The organism is Mesorhizobium hunchu (assembly GCF_040081975.1).
GTDB lineage: Bacteria > Pseudomonadota > Alphaproteobacteria > Rhizobiales > Rhizobiaceae > Mesorhizobium > Mesorhizobium hunchu.
On sequence record NZ_JBEBMG010000015.1, the window covers coordinates 12,023 to 30,641 of the forward strand.

The window sequence follows — 18,619 nt, forward strand, 5'->3', positions numbered from 1 at the left end:
ATGAAGACGTTCAAGCGCTTCCTCCGCTATTTCCTCTATGCGCTGGTCGTCGTGCTGGCGGCGGCCGTCGGCGCGCTTGTCGTGCTGACGACGACCGAGCGCGGCCGCGACAATCTGGCCGGCATGATCTCGACGCTGGCCTCCTCCGACGACAGCAAGGTGACGATCGCCAAGATCGACGGCATCTGGTCGGGCCGGCTCAGGGTCGGCAGCGTGACCCTCGCGGACGGTCAGGGGCCGTGGCTGGCGTTGCGGGACGTGGCGGTGGACTGGTCGCCGCTGGCGCTGCTTTCGAAGACGTTCCGTGCCGACCGGGTCGCGGTGCAGCGCATCGAAATGGCGCGGCTGCCGCAGTCGTCCGGCAAGACCGATGCTGGCGCAAGCAGCGGTGGCGGTAGCGGCCTGCCTGTCTCGGTCGACGTCAAGCAGATCGACCTGCCCGACATCGCGCTCGGCGAGGACCTGGCCGGAACCGGCATCGCCGAGCTTGCGGCGAAGGCGGCGCTGAAGGCGGACGCTTCGCCGATGGCGATCGCCACCGACCTGAACATCCAGCGCCGCGACGGGCAGCAGGGCTCGGTCGTCGGCTCCGTGCATTTCGCACCCGCCGACAACAAGCTCGATGTCGATCTCAAGGCGTCCGAGCCGGCCGGCGGCATCATCGCCAACCTGCTCAGGATTCCGGACGCGCCGCCGGTGGACATCGCGGTGAAAGGCAACGGGCCGCTCGGCGACTGGAACGGCGCCGGGTCCTTCTCGGTCGCGGGGCAGGTGGTTGCGCAGCTTTCCGGCCGCCACCAGCTCACAGACGCCGGCAGCCGCATCGAGGTGAAGGGCGACGGCGCGTTCGAGCGGTTTCTGCCCGACATGCTGAAGCCGCTACTGACGGGGCAGTCGCGCTTCGATATCGCCGGCACCGCGACCAAGGCGGGTGGCGTGGAGATCGAGCGGGCCGCCATCGACAGCGACGCCATCCATGCCGAGGCCAAAGGCGCCTTCGACCCCGAATCGGCGGCGGATATCTCGGCGCAGGTCACGGCCAGGAGCGGCCCGGTGGTGCTGAGCCTGCCGACCGGCGGCGCCCCGGTGACCGTCGCCGTCGACAATCTCACTGCCCGCGCCTTCGGTGACGGCAAGGAACCGATGGTGGATGTCGCCGGCTCGTTCGTCTCGGTGGTGACCGGCGGCACCGAGATCCGCGACCTCGGCGTGCAGATTCATTCGGACGGCTTCAACGTCAACACCCGCAGCGGTCCGGTGAAGGTCGGCCTCGAAGCGGGCACGCTGAAGAGCGACGTCGCCACGCTGGCGCCGCTGGTGGCGGGCAAGGTCGTCGCCAACCTTTCGGGAACGATCGGGCAGGACGAGATCACGCTGGACGAAGGCACTTTGCGCTCCGACGCGCTCAACGCGTCGGTGACGGCCAAGGTCACGCTGGCCGATCTCGCCATGACGCTGGCGATGAACGCGGACGCCGTCTCGACCGCGCTGCCGCAGCAGATCCAGACCGTGCTCGGGCCGCGCGTGCAGTTCTCGGCGACCGCGACGCGCGATCCCAAGGGCGATTTCGCGGCCAACTCGATCGAACTGAAATCGGGCACGCTGTCGGCCAGCGGCACCGCGAGCGCCACCGGCACCGATCTCCAGGCGGACCTGAAGGGCAGCCTCGGCGATGTTTCGGTCCTCTCTTCCCTGGTCGGCACGCCGGTTGCCGGTAATCTCGATTTCGCGCTGACCGCCAAGGGCGCGCGCACCGCGCCGGACTTCACCGTGACGGCCGGCAGCGACAGCCTGACGGCGGCCGGCAAGACGGTGAAGGCCATCAAGCTCAGCGCCAGCGGCAAGGCGGACATCGCAAGTCCTTCCGCCGACGTGTCGCTGACCGGCAGCGTCGACGAGCAGCCGCTCGAACTGAAAGCCGCGCTGACGACGACGGACGGGAAGCGCTCGGTCAACGGCCTGTCGCTCTCGCTCGGCGACAGCAAAATCTCCGGCGACCTCGCCCTCAACGACGCCTTCATGCCGCTCGGCACGCTGACGCTGGCCGTGCCGGACATCGCGCCGCTGGCGGAACTGGCCGGGCAATCGGCGAGCGGCGACATCAACGGCACGTTCGCCTTCTCGGCGGACGGCGATGTGCCGTCTGTCGCGATCAATGCGGCGAGCGGCCAGATCACCCGCGGCGACATGGCGGCACGCAACATCAAGGTGGCGGCCGCCGTCGGCAGCTTCATCAAGGCGCCGGCCATATCGGGCAAGATCACCGCGGATTCGGTGAAGTCCGGCACGACGGAGATCGGCGGCATCGCGGTCGACCTCAAACAGGACGGGCCGTGGACCGGCTTCACCGGCAAGGCCACCGTGGCCGGCATTCCCGCCACCATCGACGGCCGCGCGAAGCTGGCGAACGGCACGACGACGGTCGAGCTGTCCTCCGGTGGGGCGACGGTGAAGGGCATCGATACGGTCATCGACGGGCCGGCGACGATCACGGTGGCGAACGGCCAGACGAGCATCGACAGGCTGGCGGTCGGCCTCGGCGGCGGTTCCGTCGTGCTGTCGGGGACGGCCGGCGAGACGCTCGACCTCAAGGCGGAAATATCGAACCTGCCCGCCGCTCTCGGCAACGCCTTCGTGGACGGGCTCGACGCCGCTGGGCGGCTGGACGGCACCGCGACCGTCACCGGGCCGTCCTCGGCGCCGGTGGTCGGGTTCGACGCCAGGCTGGCCGGGGGCGAGACCAGCCAGACGCGCAAGCTCGGGCTGGGCGCGCTCGATCTCGCGGCCTCCGGCTCCTATGTGCCCGGCGGCGCGGTCGACCTGCGGCAGGCAACGCTTTCGGGCGAGGGCGTGTCCGGCACCGCGCATGGCACGTTCGATCCCAATGGCGCCAGCGACCTGACGCTCGACGTGAAGTCGAGCGGGGACAGCCTGCCGCTGTCGCTGGGGACGCCGGAAAGCCCGATCGACCTCGCCCTGCAGTCCCTGTCGGCAAGAGCTGTCGGACCGAAGAATGCGCTGAAGCTAGACGTCGGCGGCGCTCTCGCCTCGCTGGCGACGAAGGACGTCAAGGCGAACGGCGTCCGGCTTTCGCTGCATTCCAACGGATTCGACGTGGACAAGCGAAGCGGTCCGCTCGCCGGCAAGGCGAGCGCCGAAAGCATCGTCATGGAGAACCCGACCGTCGCGCCGCTGTTGGCAGGGCGCATCACGGCGGATTTCAGCGGCGGCCTCGGCGAGGACGTGCTGACCATCGCGAGCGCGAAGCTGCATGGTGACGCGCTGGACGGGACGGCGGACGGCCGCGTCTCGCTGGCGGACGGTTCCATCGCGCTCAATCTCGGCGTCGATGCGCTGTCGGCCGCGCTGCCGGCCGCGGCGCGCGGCGTGCTGGCCGAGCGCACGAAGCTGTTGGCGGCGATCAACCGGGACGCGAAAGGCAACCTCGCGGTCGATGGGCTGAAACTCGCTTCCGGAGCGCTCGACGCCAGCGGCAAGGCCAGCCTGACGGACGGCACGCTCGCCGCCACCTTGCAGGGCGCGCTGGCCGATCTTTCGCTGCTGTCCAAGGATGCGGCGGGTGTCATCCGGTTCGACGTGCAGGCCAGCGGGCCGACGGCCGCGCCGGACCTGTCGCTGACGGTGGACAGCGACCGCATGACGGTCGCCAACCGCGAGATCACCGGGCTGAAACTGTCGGCGAGCGGCAAGGCCGACATGGCCAATCCCGCCGCCGATCTGACGCTTGCCGGCACCGTCGCCGGCCAGCAGCTCAAGGGCAACGCGGTGCTCAAAACGACCGATGGACGCCGTGAGATCGACGGACTGTCGCTGTCGCTCGGGCCGAACAGCATCCGTGGCGACCTAGTGCTGGATGATGCCTTCCTGCCGGAAGGCGACATCGCGCTCGACCTGCCCGACATCGGTCCGCTGGCCGCGCTCGCGTTGGAAAAGGCCGAAGGCGACGTGCGCGGCACGATCCGCTTCTCCAAGCAGGAGGGCAAGCCGCAGGTGTCGGTCCAGGCCAAGTCGGCGAAGATCACGCGCGGCGACCTCGCGGTGAACGGCGTCGGCATCGACGCGCTGGTCGCCGACTATACCGGGACGCCGACCATTTCGGGCACGGTGCACGCCGACAGCGTGAATTCGGGCGGCACGGCCGTCACCGGCATCAATATCGACCTGAAGCGGGACGGCGAGTGGACCGGCTTTTCGGGCGGCGCCACCGTCAAGGACATTCCCGCCAAGGCGAGCGGACGCGTGCGCGTCGCCGACGGCGCCACCACGGTGGAGCTGAAATCGGGCGAGGCGACGTTCAAGGGCGTGAAGGCGTCGATCGCCCAGCCTTCGACCATCGCCATCAAGGACGGCGTCACGACGCTCGAAAAGATCGTCATCGGCGTCGGCGGCGGCACGGCGACCGTGACCGGCAGCGCCGGCCAGACGCTCGACGTCAATGTCGCGCTTGCGGGCGTACCGGTATCCGTCGCCAACAATTTCGCGTCCGGTCTCGACGCCGACGGCGCGCTGTCGGGCACGGTGAAGGTGACGGGTGAGGCAAGCGCGCCGAAGGTCGCCTACGACATCAAGGGAACCGGCATCGCGCTGGCGCCGACCCGCAGCGCCGGTTTCGGCGGCATCGGCGTCACCTCGTCCGGCACCTTCGCGGCCAACAAGCTCGACTTCACCGCCAACGCCACCGAAGGCTCCGGCATGAACCTGAAAGCCGGCGGCACGGTGACGACCGCCGGCACGCCGAACCTGGCGATCGACGTCTCGGGCGGCGTGCCGTTCAATTTCCTGGCCGCCAAGCTGTCGCAGATGGGCCTGTCGCTCAACGGCGCGGCCAATGTCGACATTTCCGTGCGCGGGCCGGCCTCGAAGCCCGACATCAGCGGATCGGTCCGCACGTCCGGCGCGCGCTTCATCGATTCGTCGTCCGGCCTGTCGATCAACAATATCGCGGCCGACGTCATGCTCGGCGGCGGCGTGGCGCGGATCAACAGCGTAACCGGAACGCTGTCTACGCGCGGCACGCTGAGCGTCAGCGGCACGGTCGGCATCGAGCCGGGAAGCGGGTTTCCCGCCGACATCGCGGTGAAGCTGGACAACGGACGCTATACGGACGGGCGCGTGGTGACGGCCAACCTGTCGGGCGCGCTGGCGATCAAGGGGCCGCTGGCGACCACGCCGGCGATTTCGGGAACGATCGATCTCGGCCGCACCGTCATCACCGTACCGGACCGGCTGCCGAGCTCGCTTTCCACCCTCAACGTCAAGCACAGGAACGCGCCGGCCGCCGTTCGCGCGCAGGACCGGGCGCTCAACCCGCCGAGCGCGACGAACAGCGGCGGCAACGGCGGCCTGACGCTCGACATCACCGTCAACGCGCCCAACCAGATATTCATCCAGGGCAGGGGCGTCGACGCCGAACTCGGCGGCAGGATCAGGCTCACCGGGCCGGCGTCCGCGCCGGAGGCCGTCGGCAAGTTCGAATTGCAGCGCGGACGCCTGTCGGTCCTTGCCAAGCGACTGACCTTCACCGAAGGCAGCGCGACGTTCTCCGGATCGCTGATCCCGTATCTGAACCTGACGGCGGAATCGACGGCGGGCGACGCGACCGTGACGATCACCGTCTCCGGCGAGGCGACCGACCCGAAGTTCACCTTCTCGTCGGTTCCGGCGCTGCCGGAAGACGAGGTGCTGGCGCGGCTGATCTTCGGACGGTCGATGTCGAACCTGTCGCCATTGCAGATCGCGCAGCTTGCCGAAGCGGCGGCGCAGTTGAGCGGCGTCGGCGGGTCGACGTCGCTGCTGGAGAAGCTGCGCGGCCAGCTCGGCGTGGACGATCTCGACGTGACGACCGACGAGCAGGGCGGCACGGCGGTCTCGGCCGGCAAGTACCTGAACGACCGCACCTATCTGTCGATCCAGAAGGGCGAGAAGCCGGGTTCGGGGCGCGCCCGAATCGATTTCAATGTCGGCAAGGGCGTCAAGCTGCGCGGCGAAGCCTCCGACGCCGGCGAGGCCAAGGGCGGCATTTTCTACGAGCACGAATACTGATTTCGCCGGATCGGCGTCTTTTCCACAACCGATCCCGTCGCGGAGAAGGCCAATTGTCACTGCTCAATCCGGGCTGCGATTTCAGCAACAAACCGCCTTGCACTAGCACATTTGCGTCAAGTCTGTCGTAATCGCGCGAACTGACCTGTCGGCAAAGTTGCACATTTATTTCCGAATTCCTCGCTCGTCCGGTTTTTGACATCGCCGGCCGGATGCGGAATGCTAAGGCGGAAAGCCAACAATGGGAGAAAAGAATGGCAACGTACAAAAGTAACGGTGATCGCGTTCCGGCCCATATCGTCGCGATGGCCGAGGATGTGAAGGCCGGAGACGTCAGCCGACGCGAGTTTCTGGCCATGGCCAGCATCTTCGGCGCGTCGACCGCGATGGCGTACGGCATGATCGGTCTCGCCGCGCCGACACCGGCGATGGCGCAGGACGCGACGCCCAAGAAGGGCGGCGTGATCAAGATCTCGATGTTCTGCAAGGCCAACAAGGATCCGCGGCTGGCCGACTGGTCCGAAATCTCCAACGCGATGCGCCAGTCGCTCGAGCCGCTGATCAAGTTCACGCGCGACTTCACCTTCGAGGGCCGCCTGGTCGAGAGCTGGGAGGTGAACGACGACGCGACCGAATATACCTTCCATGTCCGCAAGGGCGTCACCTGGAACAATGGCGACGCGTTCGGGGCCGACGATGTGATCTACAATATCGGCCGCTGGTGCGATTCCACGGTCGAGGGCAACTCGATGGCCCAGCGCGTGGCCACGTTGATCGATCCGAAGACCAAGAAGCTGCGTGAGGGCGCGGTCGAGAAGGTCGACGATCAGACGGTCAAGCTGAAGCTCAACGAGCCCGACGTGACCATCGTCGCCGGCGTCTCCGACTACCCCGCCCTGATCGTTCACCCGACCTTCGACAAGACGGGCGCGGATTGGGTGAAGAACCCGATCGGCACCGGCCCCTTCGATCTCGTTTCCTACGACGTGGGCAACCGCGTCGTCTTCAAGCGGCGCGAGAAGGGCCAGTGGTGGGGTGGGGATTCCTACCTCGACGGCATCGAGTTCATCGACTACGGCACCGACCCGTCGGCCGAGGTCAACGCCTTTGACGCCGGTGAAATCCATTCCAACTACGAGACCACGGCGGATTATGTCGAGATCCTCGACGGAATGGACCTGGTGAAGTCCGAGGTCGGCACCTCGACGACGCTCACCGTGCGCATGAACGTCGACAACAAGCCCTACGACGACCAGAAGGTACGCAAGGCCGTGCAGCTTGCCGTCGACAACAACGTCTGCCTCCAGCTCGGCATCAACGGCCTCGGCAAGAAGGCCGACAACTATCACGTGGCGCCGATCCAACCCGACTGGGCGGAGATTCCCGGCATGGACCGGGACGTCGAGAAGTCGAAGGCGATGATGAAGGAAGCCGGCCAGGACGGCTTCGAGTTCGAAATCATCTCCGTGGACGAGAACTGGCACAAGAACACCTGCGACGCCGTTGCCGCGCAGATGCGCGACGCCGGATACAAGGTGAAGCGCACCGTCCTGCCGGGCTCGACCTTCTGGAACGACTGGACGAAATATCCCTTCTCCGCGACCAACTGGAACATGCGCCCGCTGGGCATCCAGGTCATCACGCTTGCCTATAAGACCGCCGGCAGCTGGAACGAGACGGCCTATTCCAATCCCGATCTCGACAAGCTGATCAACAAGGCGTTGACCATCGGCGACAACGACAAGCGCAAGGAAGTGATGAAGGATATCGAAACCATCATCCAGGATTCGGGCATCCTCATCCAGCCGTACTGGCGCAACCTCTATCGCCACTCGGTCGCTGCGGTGAAGGATTTCGGCATGCACCCCATGTTCGAGATCGACCTGCAGAAGGTCTGGCTCGACGAAGACGCGTAAGCTGAGCATTCGGCCGGGGGAGGGGCGACGGTTCCTCCCCCGCCTCGCATCGGATTCCGGAGTGGACGCCAGGCCGTATCAGGGTCGCGGTTTCCGAGCCGGACCGCGCAACTGAACAGGGTTGACCGCATCTGACCCCAACCCGACCGGCAGGGGGCCACCATGCTGACTTTCATCTTCCGGCGTCTCGGCACCATGGTGCTCACCATGCTTTGCCTGACGCTCGTCGTCTTCTTCCTGATCAATCTCGATCCGAATCTGAAGAAGCTGGCCATCAGCCAGACCGAGATGCACACCTCCGCGGAGCAGCTCGAACAGTGGCTGGTCACCCACGGCTATCGGGAGAACTTCTTCGTGCGCTACGGCCAGTGGCTTGGCGTGATCAAGAAGCAGCCGATCATCAACCCGCAAACGGGCGAGGCGACGCAACGCTTCCCGTTCTGCGACGATCCGACCGAGCCGGTCTATTCGGGCGTTCTTGAAGGTGACTTCGGCTGCTCGACCAAGTTCAGGACGGCGGTCGCCAAAAAGCTTTTCCCGGCGCTCGGCGCCACCGGCATCCTGATGTTCTGGGTGCTCGTGGTCATGATACCGGTCTCGCTGCTGATCGGCATCCTGGCGGGCATGCGCGAGGGGTCGCGCACCGACCGGACGCTCTCGGTCGCATCGATCGCCTCGACGGCGACGCCCGAATATGTGTCGGGCGTCATCTTCACCGTCATCTTCGCGACGTGGCTCGGCTGGTTGAACGGGTCGGCGGCCTCGACCAGGAACGGCATCACGCTTTACAACTTCACCCTGCCGGTGATCACGCTCGCCATCTACGGCATCGGCTACATCGCGCGCATGACGCGGGCCTCGATGGTCGAGGTGATGACGCAGCAATATATCCGCACTGCCCGGCTCAAGGGTCTCTCCTTCCGCTCCGTGGTGATAAAACATGCCCTTAGAAACGCGCTGATCGCGCCGTTCACCGTCATCATGCTGCAGTTCCCGTGGCTGCTGACCGGCGTGGTCGTGGTCGAGATCATGTTCCGCTACCAGGGCTTCGGCTACACGCTCGTGGAGGCGGCGAGCAACAACGACATCGACCTTCTTCTGAGCTGTTCGCTGGTCTCGGTCTTCATCGTGCTGATCACCCAGCTCATCTCCGACGTCGGATACGCCTTCCTCAATCCGCGCATCCGGGTTCAGTAAGGGAGAGGGGCCATGCAACTGGAATTCATCAGCGTCTTCGGCATCATCACCGGCGTGATCGCCCGCTTCTGGCCCGTCTGGATCGCGCTCGCCGTGATCATGGTGCCGAGCTACGTCTACAAGAAGAAGCTCGGGCTCTACGGCCAGCTCTATGACAGCGGGGTCGGCATCGCCGGCCTTCTCATCTGCCTTTTCTGGCTGTTCACGGCGATCTTCGCCTCGACCATCTCCCCCTTCAACCCGCTGCAGCAGCTCGTTGTCATGAAGGACGCGCTGCCCGGCGCCATCGATCCGGACACGCACAAGGTGTTCCTGTTCGGCGGCGACAAGCTGGCCCGCGACGTGTTCTCGCGCATGGTCTATGGCAGCCAGATCGTGCTGATCATCGCGCCGGCGGCCACCGGCTTCGCGCTGATGGTCGGCATCACGCTCGGCCTGCCGGCGGGCTACTACGGCGGCAGGATCGATTCCGTGCTGTCGTTCCTGGCCAATCTGGTGCTGGCCTTCCCGGTGATCCTGCTGTTCTACCTGCTGGTGACGCCCGGCATCATGGACACGCCCATCCCCTATGCGATGGCCGGCCTGTTCTTCCTGTTCCCGATCATCTTCTTCGTGGTGCTGTTCTGGACGCGTTTCAAGAACAGGCCGGACCGTCTCTACGTGCTGCTCGCCATCACGCTGATCCTGGGGGGATGGATCTATGCGGGCCTCGTCTTCGACGCCGATCCGCTCGGCATCGTCCACATCGCTCCCAACCAGCTCAACATCTTCGTGGCGGTGGTGTTCGCTTCGTCGCCCGGCGTCTTCCGCATCGTGCGCGGCCTGGTGATGGACATCAAGACGCGCGACTACGTGGCGGCGGCGCAGACCCGCGGCGAGAGCCCCTGGTACATCATGCTTTGGGAGATCCTGCCCAATGCGCGCGGGCCGCTCATCGTCGATACCTGCCTGCGCATCGGCTACACGACGATCCTTCTTGGGACCTTGGGCTATTTCGGCCTCGGCCTTGCGCCTGAAAGCCCGGATTGGGGAACGGCGATCAAGGACGCCAGCCGCCTGCTGCGCGCGGTCATCCATCCGGCCCTGCCGCCGACGATCGCGCTGATGTCCTTCGTGCTTGGCCTGAACCTGCTCGCCGATTCCCTGCGTGAGCAATCGATGAAAGACTGACGGGAGCCTCACATGAACGAAGCCGTCAAAGCTACGAACACAGAGAACGCCCAACCCATCATCGAGATCGAGAACCTGTCGATCTCCTTCTTCACCCGCAAGGGCGAGATACCGGCGGTGATGGATTTTTCCTGCACCGTCATGCCAGGCGAGGCCATGGGCATCGTCGGCGAGTCCGGCTGCGGCAAGTCGACCGTTTCGCTCGGAATCATGCGCGACCTGTCCAACATCGGCAAGATCGTCGGCGGCCGCATCAAGTTCCAGGGCAAGGACATGGGCGACATGAGCGAGGAGGAACTGCGCTCCATCCGCGGCAACAAGATCGCCATGATCTACCAGGAGCCGATGGCCTCGTTGAACCCGGCCATGAAGATCGGCCAGCAACTCATGGAAGTGCCGCTGATCCACGACAAGGTTTCCAAGGAAGAAGCTTATGATCGGGCACTGGAGATGGTGCGCGCGGTCAAGCTGCCGGACCCCGAGCGCATGATGCGCTCCTTCCCGCACCAGCTTTCGGGCGGGCAGCAGCAGCGCATCGTCATCGCCATGGCGCTGCTGTCGAAGCCGGCGCTGCTTCTGCTCGACGAGCCGACGACGGCGCTCGACGTGACCGTCGAGGCGGGCATCGTCGACCTCGTCAAGGGACTGGGCAAGGAGTTCGGCACCTCGATGATCTTCGTGTCGCACAATCTGGGGCTGATCCTGGAGACCTGCGACAAGATCACGGTGATGTATTCGGGCGAGGCGGTCGAGACGGGCAAGATCGAGGATGTGTTCGACCGGATGCGCCATCCCTATACGCAAGGGCTGTTCCGCTCGATCCCGCTGCCCGGCGCCGACAAGAACGAACGGCCGCTGATCGCCATTCCGGGCCAGCTGCCGCTGCCGCAGGACCGGCCCAAAGGGTGCAATTTCGGCCCGCGCTGCCACCATTTCGTTGAGGGCGTCTGCAACGCCGCCGAAATCCCGATGATCTCGGTGGAAGGGCATGACGGGCATTTCTCGCGCTGCGTGCGCTTCAACGAGATCGACTGGGCCGAGATGCCTCCCGGCGCCAAGAAGGCCAGCGCGCCGGTGAAGCCCGGCAAGCCGGTGCTGAAGGTCGACCACCTGAAGAAATACTACCATATCGGCGCGGGCGGGGTTTTCGGCGGCGGGCCGGGGCGTACCGTCAAGGCCAACGAAACGATCAGCTTCGAGGCGCGCGAGAGCGAAACCGTCGCGATCGTGGGCGAATCCGGCTGCGGCAAGTCCACGCTCGCCAAGGTGCTGCTGGGACTGGAGACGGCGAGTTCGGGCGAGGTCACGCTCGGCAACGCGCCGATCCAGGACACCTATATCGAAAAGCGCGACGTCGACACCGTGTCGGCGATCCAGATGGTGTTCCAGAATCCGTTCGATACGCTCAATCCCAGCCACACCGTCGGCTCGCAGATCATCCGCACGCTGGAGAAGTTCGGCGTCGGCAAGACGGTCGCCGAGCGCCGCCAGCGGATGCTGGAACTGCTCGACCTGGTCAAGCTGCCGCGCCAGTTCGCCGAACGCAAGCCGCGCCAGCTTTCGGGCGGGCAGAAGCAGCGCATCGGCGTGGCGCGTGCCTTCGCCGGCACGGCCAAGGTGGTGGTGGCGGACGAACCGGTCTCGGCGCTCGACGTTTCCGTGCAGGCCTCGGTGACCGAACTGCTGATGGACATCCAGCGCAAGAACAAGACGACGATGCTGTTCATCAGCCACGATCTTTCAGTGGTGCGCTATATCGCCGATCGCGTGGTGGTCATGTATCTCGGCCATATCGTGGAGCAGGGCACCACCGACCAGATCTTCGCGCCGCCCTACCATCCCTATACCGAGGCGCTGCTGTCGGCCATTCCGATTGCCGATACGTCGGTGGTCAAGAAGCATATCGTGCTCGAGGGCGACATTCCCTCGGCGATGAACCCGCCGAGCGGCTGTCCCTTCCAGACCCGATGCCGGTGGAAGAAATTCGTACCAGGCAACAAGTGCGAGACCGAGCTGCCGCCGCTGCGCGACCTCGGCGACGGCCACAGGAGCCTGTGCTGGCTGGACGACGAGCAGCTTGCCACGATGGAGCCGGTGATCCGCTTCGACAAGGCCCATGCCGCGCATGAGGGCGAGCCGGAGGATTCGCCGCACGGGGTCGGGCCGGGCTTTGCCGGCGCGCCGCCCCGGCGCCCGCACGGCAAGACCGGCGATCCCGGTGCAGGGCAGATCGGCGCCGAGGCCGAGGAGGCCGAAGCGACCGGGCGCGCGCGGCGCGAGGAAATGCGCGACAACGACGGCGGCCAGCAGGCCGACGTCACGCCCGACAATCGCTCGACGCTCGCGCCGTTCACGCCGCGCGAACTCGGCGACGGCCGGCAGGCCGAGGACGAGGACACGCCGGAGGCCCCGATTTCAGGCACCCGCACTTCGAAAAGCGGGGCTGCGCCACGATCGACCGCCAAGCGCGCCGCAAAGCCGGCGGCTTCCGTGCGTCAGGCGGCCGGGAAAACATCCTCGACCGCACGGGCAGCGCCGCCGAAGAAGCCGTCTGCATCGGCATCGGCGACCGGAGCGGCCGGGACGGGGAACCGGCCGCAAGGTATCGCCCGGCCCGCCAGGCCGGACGACCTGAAGCTGATCTCGGGCGTCGGGCCGAAAATCGAGGGTATTCTCAACGCGCTCGGCATCTACCGCTACGAGCAGATCGCCAAGTGGAAGAAGGCGGAGCGGGCGTGGGTGGACGATCACTTGCGGTTCCGTGGCCGCATCGAGCGCGAGGACTGGGTGCGTCAGGCCAAGGCGCTCGCCAAGGGCGGAGAGGCCGAGTACATCAAGGTGTTCGGCAAGAAGCCGCGCTAGGCTGAATCGACATTCATCGCATCCACAGCATAGCTGCGGCGAGTTGGAGAAAGCTGAGGAAGTGTTTGGCGCGCCGATCGAAGCGGGTTGCGATGCGGCGGAAGTGCTTGAGCTTGTTGAAGCAGCGTTCGACGGTGTTTCGGACCTTGTAGGCCTCGAAATCGTAGGGGATTGGCTGCTTGCGGGTCGGGGTGCAGGGGATGACCGCTTCCGCGCCCATGCTGGCGATCAGGCCTCTCAAGGCATTGGAATCATAAGCCTTGTCGGCCAGCACGCGACGCGGCGAGAGGCCTTCGAGCAGGGCCGGGGCGAGCGGTGCATCGCCGCGCTGGCCGGGTGTCAGGATCAGCTTCAGCGGTCGGCCGAGCGCGTCCACGGCCATGTGGATCTTGGTCGTCAATCCTCCTCTGGAGCGCCCCAGAGCCTGGTCCCCCCTTTTTGGCCGCCGCCCTTTCCGGTGGCTGCCTGCTGGTGGGCGCGCACAAGACTCGAGTCGAGACTGACATAGTCATTGTCGGGATCATCGATGAGTTGGGCGAAGATGCGTTCCCAAACGCCGGCCTTCGCCCATCGCGTGAAGCGCTTGTGCGCCGTCTTGTATTTTCCGTAGCGCTCCGGCAGGTCGTGCCAGTGCGCGCCGGAGCGAAGTACCCAGAGCACACCGTTGACGAAATTGAGATTGTCAGCCCCAGAGCGACCAGGATCACCGGACTTGCCGGGCAACAAATCCTTGACCCGGCGCCATTGCTCAAGGCTCAGTTCGTAGCGCTTCGGCTTTGACATCATCGGGCTCCAGATCAGCGAATCTGGAGCCCCATGAATCACACATCACGCCAAAACTGAATCCTGAATGTCGATTGGTCCTAGAGCAATTCCAGCAAAACTACGCAGCGGTTTTGCGTCCGGAATTGCGTAAAAACAAAAGGATAGAGCATTGAAGGCGATTCTGTTTTCGCCGGAAATGCTCTAGGCGCCCGGGCCGATGAAGCGTTCTTCCGGAGGTTCCGCGCGTCACTGCGGGAGCCACCGGAGCGGCGGTATAAATACGTAAGAGAGGCTGGCCGGCGCGTGCCTGCCGGAACGTCACAGGTTTGTTGGGCGGTGATCACAGATCGGCCATTATCTCGGTGCTGCTGTCTGCGAAAATCATAACGGGGCCTCGACCATGCGCAGCAGACTGCCCGCCTTCAACACCATCTGGGTAGCGGCGCTGTCGGCCGCGTTCCTGCTGTTCCTGACCAACGGCGTGTTCTGGAGCAAGGCGACAGCGTTCTTCGCCACGAACCATCCTTTTCTCATCGGGTTCACGGTCTCGCTCTACCTGCTGTTCTTCGCCGTGCTGCTGACGCTGTCGGCTCCCTATATGCTGAGGCCGGTCTATTCGCTGATTTTCCTGATCGCCGCCGGTGCGGGCTATTTCACCGACACGTTCGGCGTGATGATCGACCGCGACATGATCCGCAACGTCGCGCAGACCGATGTCGCCGAATCCTCGCAACTGATGACCTCGGGCTATGTCATCCACATGCTTTTGTACGGCGTGCTGCCGTGCTTGCTGATATGGCTCATCCCGATCAAGCGCCTGCGCCCCTTGCGAGAGGTAGGGCGCAATACGGCGCTGATCCTCGGATCGGTCGTCGTCGCATTCGGATTCATCCTGACTCACCTGGTCGTCTTCATGCCGTTCTGGCAACGCGAGCGCGAAGTGACCATGTCCTACCTCAACCCGGTCATGGCGATTTCCAGCACGGTCGACTACGGGTTGCGGGAATATATCCGCGGCCCTTACGTGGCGGCTCCCTACGGGACCGACGCCAAACTTGGTCCCGCCATCGCGGACGCCGCGCACCCGACCATCCTCGTTCTCGTGGTGGGCGAAACCGCGCGCGCCCAGAATTTCAGCCTGATGGGCTACAAGCGCGATACCAATCCCGAACTGGAAGCAATGGACATCGTCGCCTTCAAACATGCGACGAGCTGCGGCACCTCGACGGCCGTTTCCATGCCCTGCATGTTCTCGCATCTCGGGCATGACGGATATTCGAAGAACAAGGCGTATTCGTCGGAAAACCTCGTCGACGTGCTGAAACACGCCGGCCTGAAGGTGGAATGGTGGGAGAACAATACGGGGCCGAAAGGCATCGCCGACCGGATTCCAACGGATATGATCGCGCATAACGGCCCCGCGGACCTTTGCGAAGGCGGCGAGTGCCTCGACGAAATCCTGGCCCGCAAGCTGGAGCGCGTGCTGCCCGGCATCAAGGATAACACCGTGTTGGTGCTGCACACGATGGGCAGCCACGGGCCATCCTATTTCAAGCGCTATCCGGACCAGTACCGGAAATTCAGGCCGGATTGCCGGACGCCGGAACTCACCACCTGCACGCCGCAGGAACTGGTCAACGCCTATGACAACACCGTTGTCTACACCGACCACATGCTCGCCCGGTTCATCGATATCCTGAAATCGCGGACAGACGCGTCCACGGCGTTGCTTTACATGTCCGATCACGGCGAGTCGCTCGGCGAGGACGGGCTCTATCTGCACGGGGCGCCCTACGACATCGCGCCTGACTACCAAAAGAAGATTCCGGCGATCGCCTGGGTTTCCGACGGCTATGCCGCGCAGTTCAAGCTGGACATGGGCTGCGCGAAGGCCAAGGGCGACGCGCCGGTCTCGCATGACAACATGTTCGACACGGTGCTCGGCCTGATGGACGTCAAGACATCGGTCTACAAGGCACCGCTCGACCTGTTCTCAAACTGCCACGAAAACGGCGTCGCCTCGAACTGAGTGGTTCTGCCGAAGGCGCTGAGCCGGTTGTACGCACGCGGTTGGCCTGCGGCGCGTCAGCCGCCGCACTGCTGCAACTGGGCAGCGTAGCGGCGGGCCATTTCGTCTGTCGACTTGGCGTAGGCCTGCACGCTCGCCGGCCAGTTGCCGCGCTTGAAGCCGTTCCAGCCGAGATAATAGGCGATGTAGAGCCGGTAGGTGTCGTTCTTCGCCACCCCGTAGGTGTCGGCCGTCTTGGAATGATACCAGCCGATGAAATCGATCGCGTCGGCGAAGCTGGACCGCCGCGCGCCCCAGTTGCCGCTCTCCAGCTTGTACTGCGCCCAGGTGCCGTCCAGCGCCTGGGAGTAGCCGTAAGCGCTGGACGGGCGTTTCCAGGGAATGAAGCCGAGCAGCTTGGTGCGCGGCGGGCGGGCGTTGCCCTTGAAGCCGGATTCCTTGCGAACCGTCGCCATCAGCACCGGCACGGGAACGCCGTATCTGCGTTCCGTCTTGCTGGCTGCGGATTGCCAGTTGTTGAACCAGCCGTCGCGCTGGTCGAAGACGGAGCAGACATTGTTGATATGCTGGGGCGCGGTTGCGCAGGCCGCCAGGGCCAGCGGCAGGGCGACAACTAAAACTCGATTAAAACGCGACGCATACATGCCTCAGAGCAATAGGCGCAAAACTTGAAGAGAGTCTTGCCGGGCTTGTTAACCCCTTCCGGAACCCATTTTTACTATAGCGACTTGCTGTGTCGCATATCTTGCATATCGAATGTGATCGACGCCGCTTTGGCTAAAAACCCGCCGGTTTATGACGGATTTTCAACAGCGCGCGCGAGGCTTCGACGTTCTGATGGCCGGCATGACAGATCGTCGATCAAGACGCAGCGCCGAGCGTGGCCATGCCCGGGCCGGTGCCGCCATTCCGCAACTGCCGGCTGGACGGGTGCGCAATCCCTATCCGCCGATGGCGGTTCTTTCGGCTGACCAGGTCGAAGCAATCCACGAGGCGTCGCTGCACATACTGGAGAATTTCGGCATCGAGGTGATGAGCGCGCGCGCGCTCGCATTGTTCGAGGCAGCGGGCGCTTCGGTCGACCATGCGACAATGACGGTGAGGCTGGATCGCGGGCTGGTGGCTGAAGCGCTGAAGACGACGAAGGCAGCCTACAGACTTACGCCGCGCAATCCAGCAAACACGGTTCATCTCGGCGGCGACACGATCAATTTCACGCTCGTCGCCGGTCCGCCCAACGTGCATGACATGGAGCGCGGCCGGCGCGCGGGAAACCTGCAGGATTACAGCGACCTTGTCAGGCTGGCGCAGCATTTCAATTGCATCACCATGCTGGGCAACCAGGTCTGCGCGCCGGTCGAACTGCCGGCCAATTCCCGCCATCTCGACACCTACCTCGCCAACCTGACGCTGACGGACAAGAGCTTCCACGTCTCCGCCATCGGCCGGGGCAGGGCGCTCGACGGTGTCCGCATGATGGCGATTTCGCGCGGGCTGACGCTGGACCAGATCGCTGCCGATCCGGGCGTCACCACCATCATCTCGGTCAACTCGCCACGCCGCTTCGACGACATGATGGCCGAGGGGCTGATGACGATGGCCGAGCATGGCCAGTCGGTCTGCGTCACGCCGTTCACGCTGATGGGCGCGATGAGCCCCGTCACGCTGGCCGGCGCGCTGGCTCAGCAGAATGCCGAGGCGCTGTTCGGCATCACACTGACGCAGCTCGTCCGGCCGGGCGCGCCTGTCATGTACGGCGCCTTCACCTCCAACGTCGACATGAAGTCGGGCGCACCGGCCTTCGGCACGCCGGAAAACACCAAGGCCAACATCGCTTCCGGTCAACTGGCGCGGCGCTACGATCTACCCTACCGCACCACGCCGGGATCGGCGTCGAACGCCGCCGACGCGCAGGGCGCCTACGAGACGATGATGGCGCTGTGGGGCGCGGTGCTCGGCCACGGCAATTTGATCTACCACGCCGCCGGCTGGCAGGAGGGCGGGCTGACGGCGTCGTTCGAGAAGCTCGTCATCGACGTCGAGATGATCCAGCATATGATGGCGTTCCTGAAGCCGATCGAGGTGAACGAGGGGGAGCTTGCGCTGGAGGCATTGGGCCGGGTGCCGACGGGCGGCCATTTCTTCGGCGAGCCGCACACGCTGGAGCGCTATTCGACCGCCTTCTACCAGCCGATGCTGTCGAACTGGCAGAACTACGAGGCTTGGGCTGAGGCCGGTGGGTTTGATGCGACGCAGCGCGCGACGCTTCTGTGGAAGAAGGCGCTGGAGGAATACCGGCAACCCGACATGGACCGTGCCGTGCGCGAGGAACTGGAAGCCTATGTGGCGAAGCGCAGGGAAGAGATCGGGCAGGGGGAGCCGTGAGATCTGGCGGTCCGTTGGCGAGGTTGAGATGGTCAGGCATGGATCCTCGGGTCAAGCCCGAGGATGACGAATACTTTTCGACCAATACCAATCGCCGAGGGTGGTTGATGGCGGAAAGGGCCGGCGACATCGTCATCCTCGGGCTTGACCCGAGGATCCATGCCGGAACGCCGATGCCTGCACCGACCGACAGGAGCCGGTCCCTTCACCTTCTGATTCAACAGCCTGAGAA

Annotated in this window: 7 protein-coding genes and 2 pseudogenes; 7 read left to right on the top strand and 2 right to left on the bottom strand. The window is 64.9% G+C overall.

Annotated elements, in window-relative coordinates:
• The 5 genes and pseudogenes from ABMA46_RS19595 to ABMA46_RS19615 all read left to right on the top strand — a co-directional run.
• Positions 1–6,063 carry a translocation/assembly module TamB domain-containing protein gene (locus ABMA46_RS19595; protein ID WP_349001690.1) on the top strand — a complete coding sequence of 2,021 codons (6,063 nt, stop codon included), beginning with the start codon at positions 1–3 and terminating at the stop codon, positions 6,061–6,063.
• A 254-nt stretch (positions 6,064–6,317) separates the two neighbouring features.
• Positions 6,318–7,979, top strand: a complete 1,662-nt coding sequence (locus ABMA46_RS19600) for an ABC transporter substrate-binding protein (RefSeq protein ID WP_349001691.1) — start codon at positions 6,318–6,320, stop codon at positions 7,977–7,979.
• A gap of 162 nt (positions 7,980–8,141) precedes the next feature.
• Positions 8,142–9,176, top strand: a complete 1,035-nt coding sequence (locus ABMA46_RS19605; protein WP_349001692.1) for an ABC transporter permease — start codon at positions 8,142–8,144, stop codon at positions 9,174–9,176.
• A 12-nt stretch (positions 9,177–9,188) separates the two neighbouring features.
• Positions 9,189–10,346, top strand: coding sequence for an ABC transporter permease (locus tag ABMA46_RS19610; protein WP_349001693.1), 1,158 nt, complete (start codon positions 9,189–9,191; stop codon positions 10,344–10,346).
• A gap of 12 nt (positions 10,347–10,358) precedes the next feature.
• Positions 10,359–12,551, top strand: a pseudogene (locus ABMA46_RS19615) (dipeptide ABC transporter ATP-binding protein); the annotation flags it as partial.
• Between the two features lie 670 nt (positions 12,552–13,221).
• Here ABMA46_RS19615 and ABMA46_RS19620 read toward each other — a convergent pair.
• A pseudogene (locus ABMA46_RS19620) lies at positions 13,222–13,991 on the bottom strand (IS5 family transposase).
• A gap of 382 nt (positions 13,992–14,373) precedes the next feature.
• Here ABMA46_RS19620 and ABMA46_RS19625 point away from each other — a divergent pair.
• Positions 14,374–16,002, top strand: a complete 1,629-nt coding sequence (locus ABMA46_RS19625; protein ID WP_349001694.1) for a phosphoethanolamine transferase — start codon at positions 14,374–14,376, stop codon at positions 16,000–16,002.
• A gap of 56 nt (positions 16,003–16,058) precedes the next feature.
• On the opposite strand, the gene ABMA46_RS19630 is transcribed toward ABMA46_RS19625, so the two are convergent.
• Entirely contained in the window at positions 16,059–16,646 is a 588-nt protein-coding gene (locus tag ABMA46_RS19630; protein ID WP_349001695.1) for a transglycosylase SLT domain-containing protein, read from the bottom strand.
• A gap of 202 nt (positions 16,647–16,848) precedes the next feature.
• Here ABMA46_RS19630 and ABMA46_RS19635 point away from each other — a divergent pair, with 202 nt between their 5' ends.
• The gene (locus ABMA46_RS19635) at positions 16,849–18,387 is read left to right on the top strand and encodes a trimethylamine methyltransferase family protein (protein ID WP_349001696.1); all 1,539 of its coding nucleotides are present in this window, start codon (positions 16,849–16,851) and stop codon (positions 18,385–18,387) included.
• Positions 18,388–18,619: the final 232 nt, after the last annotated feature.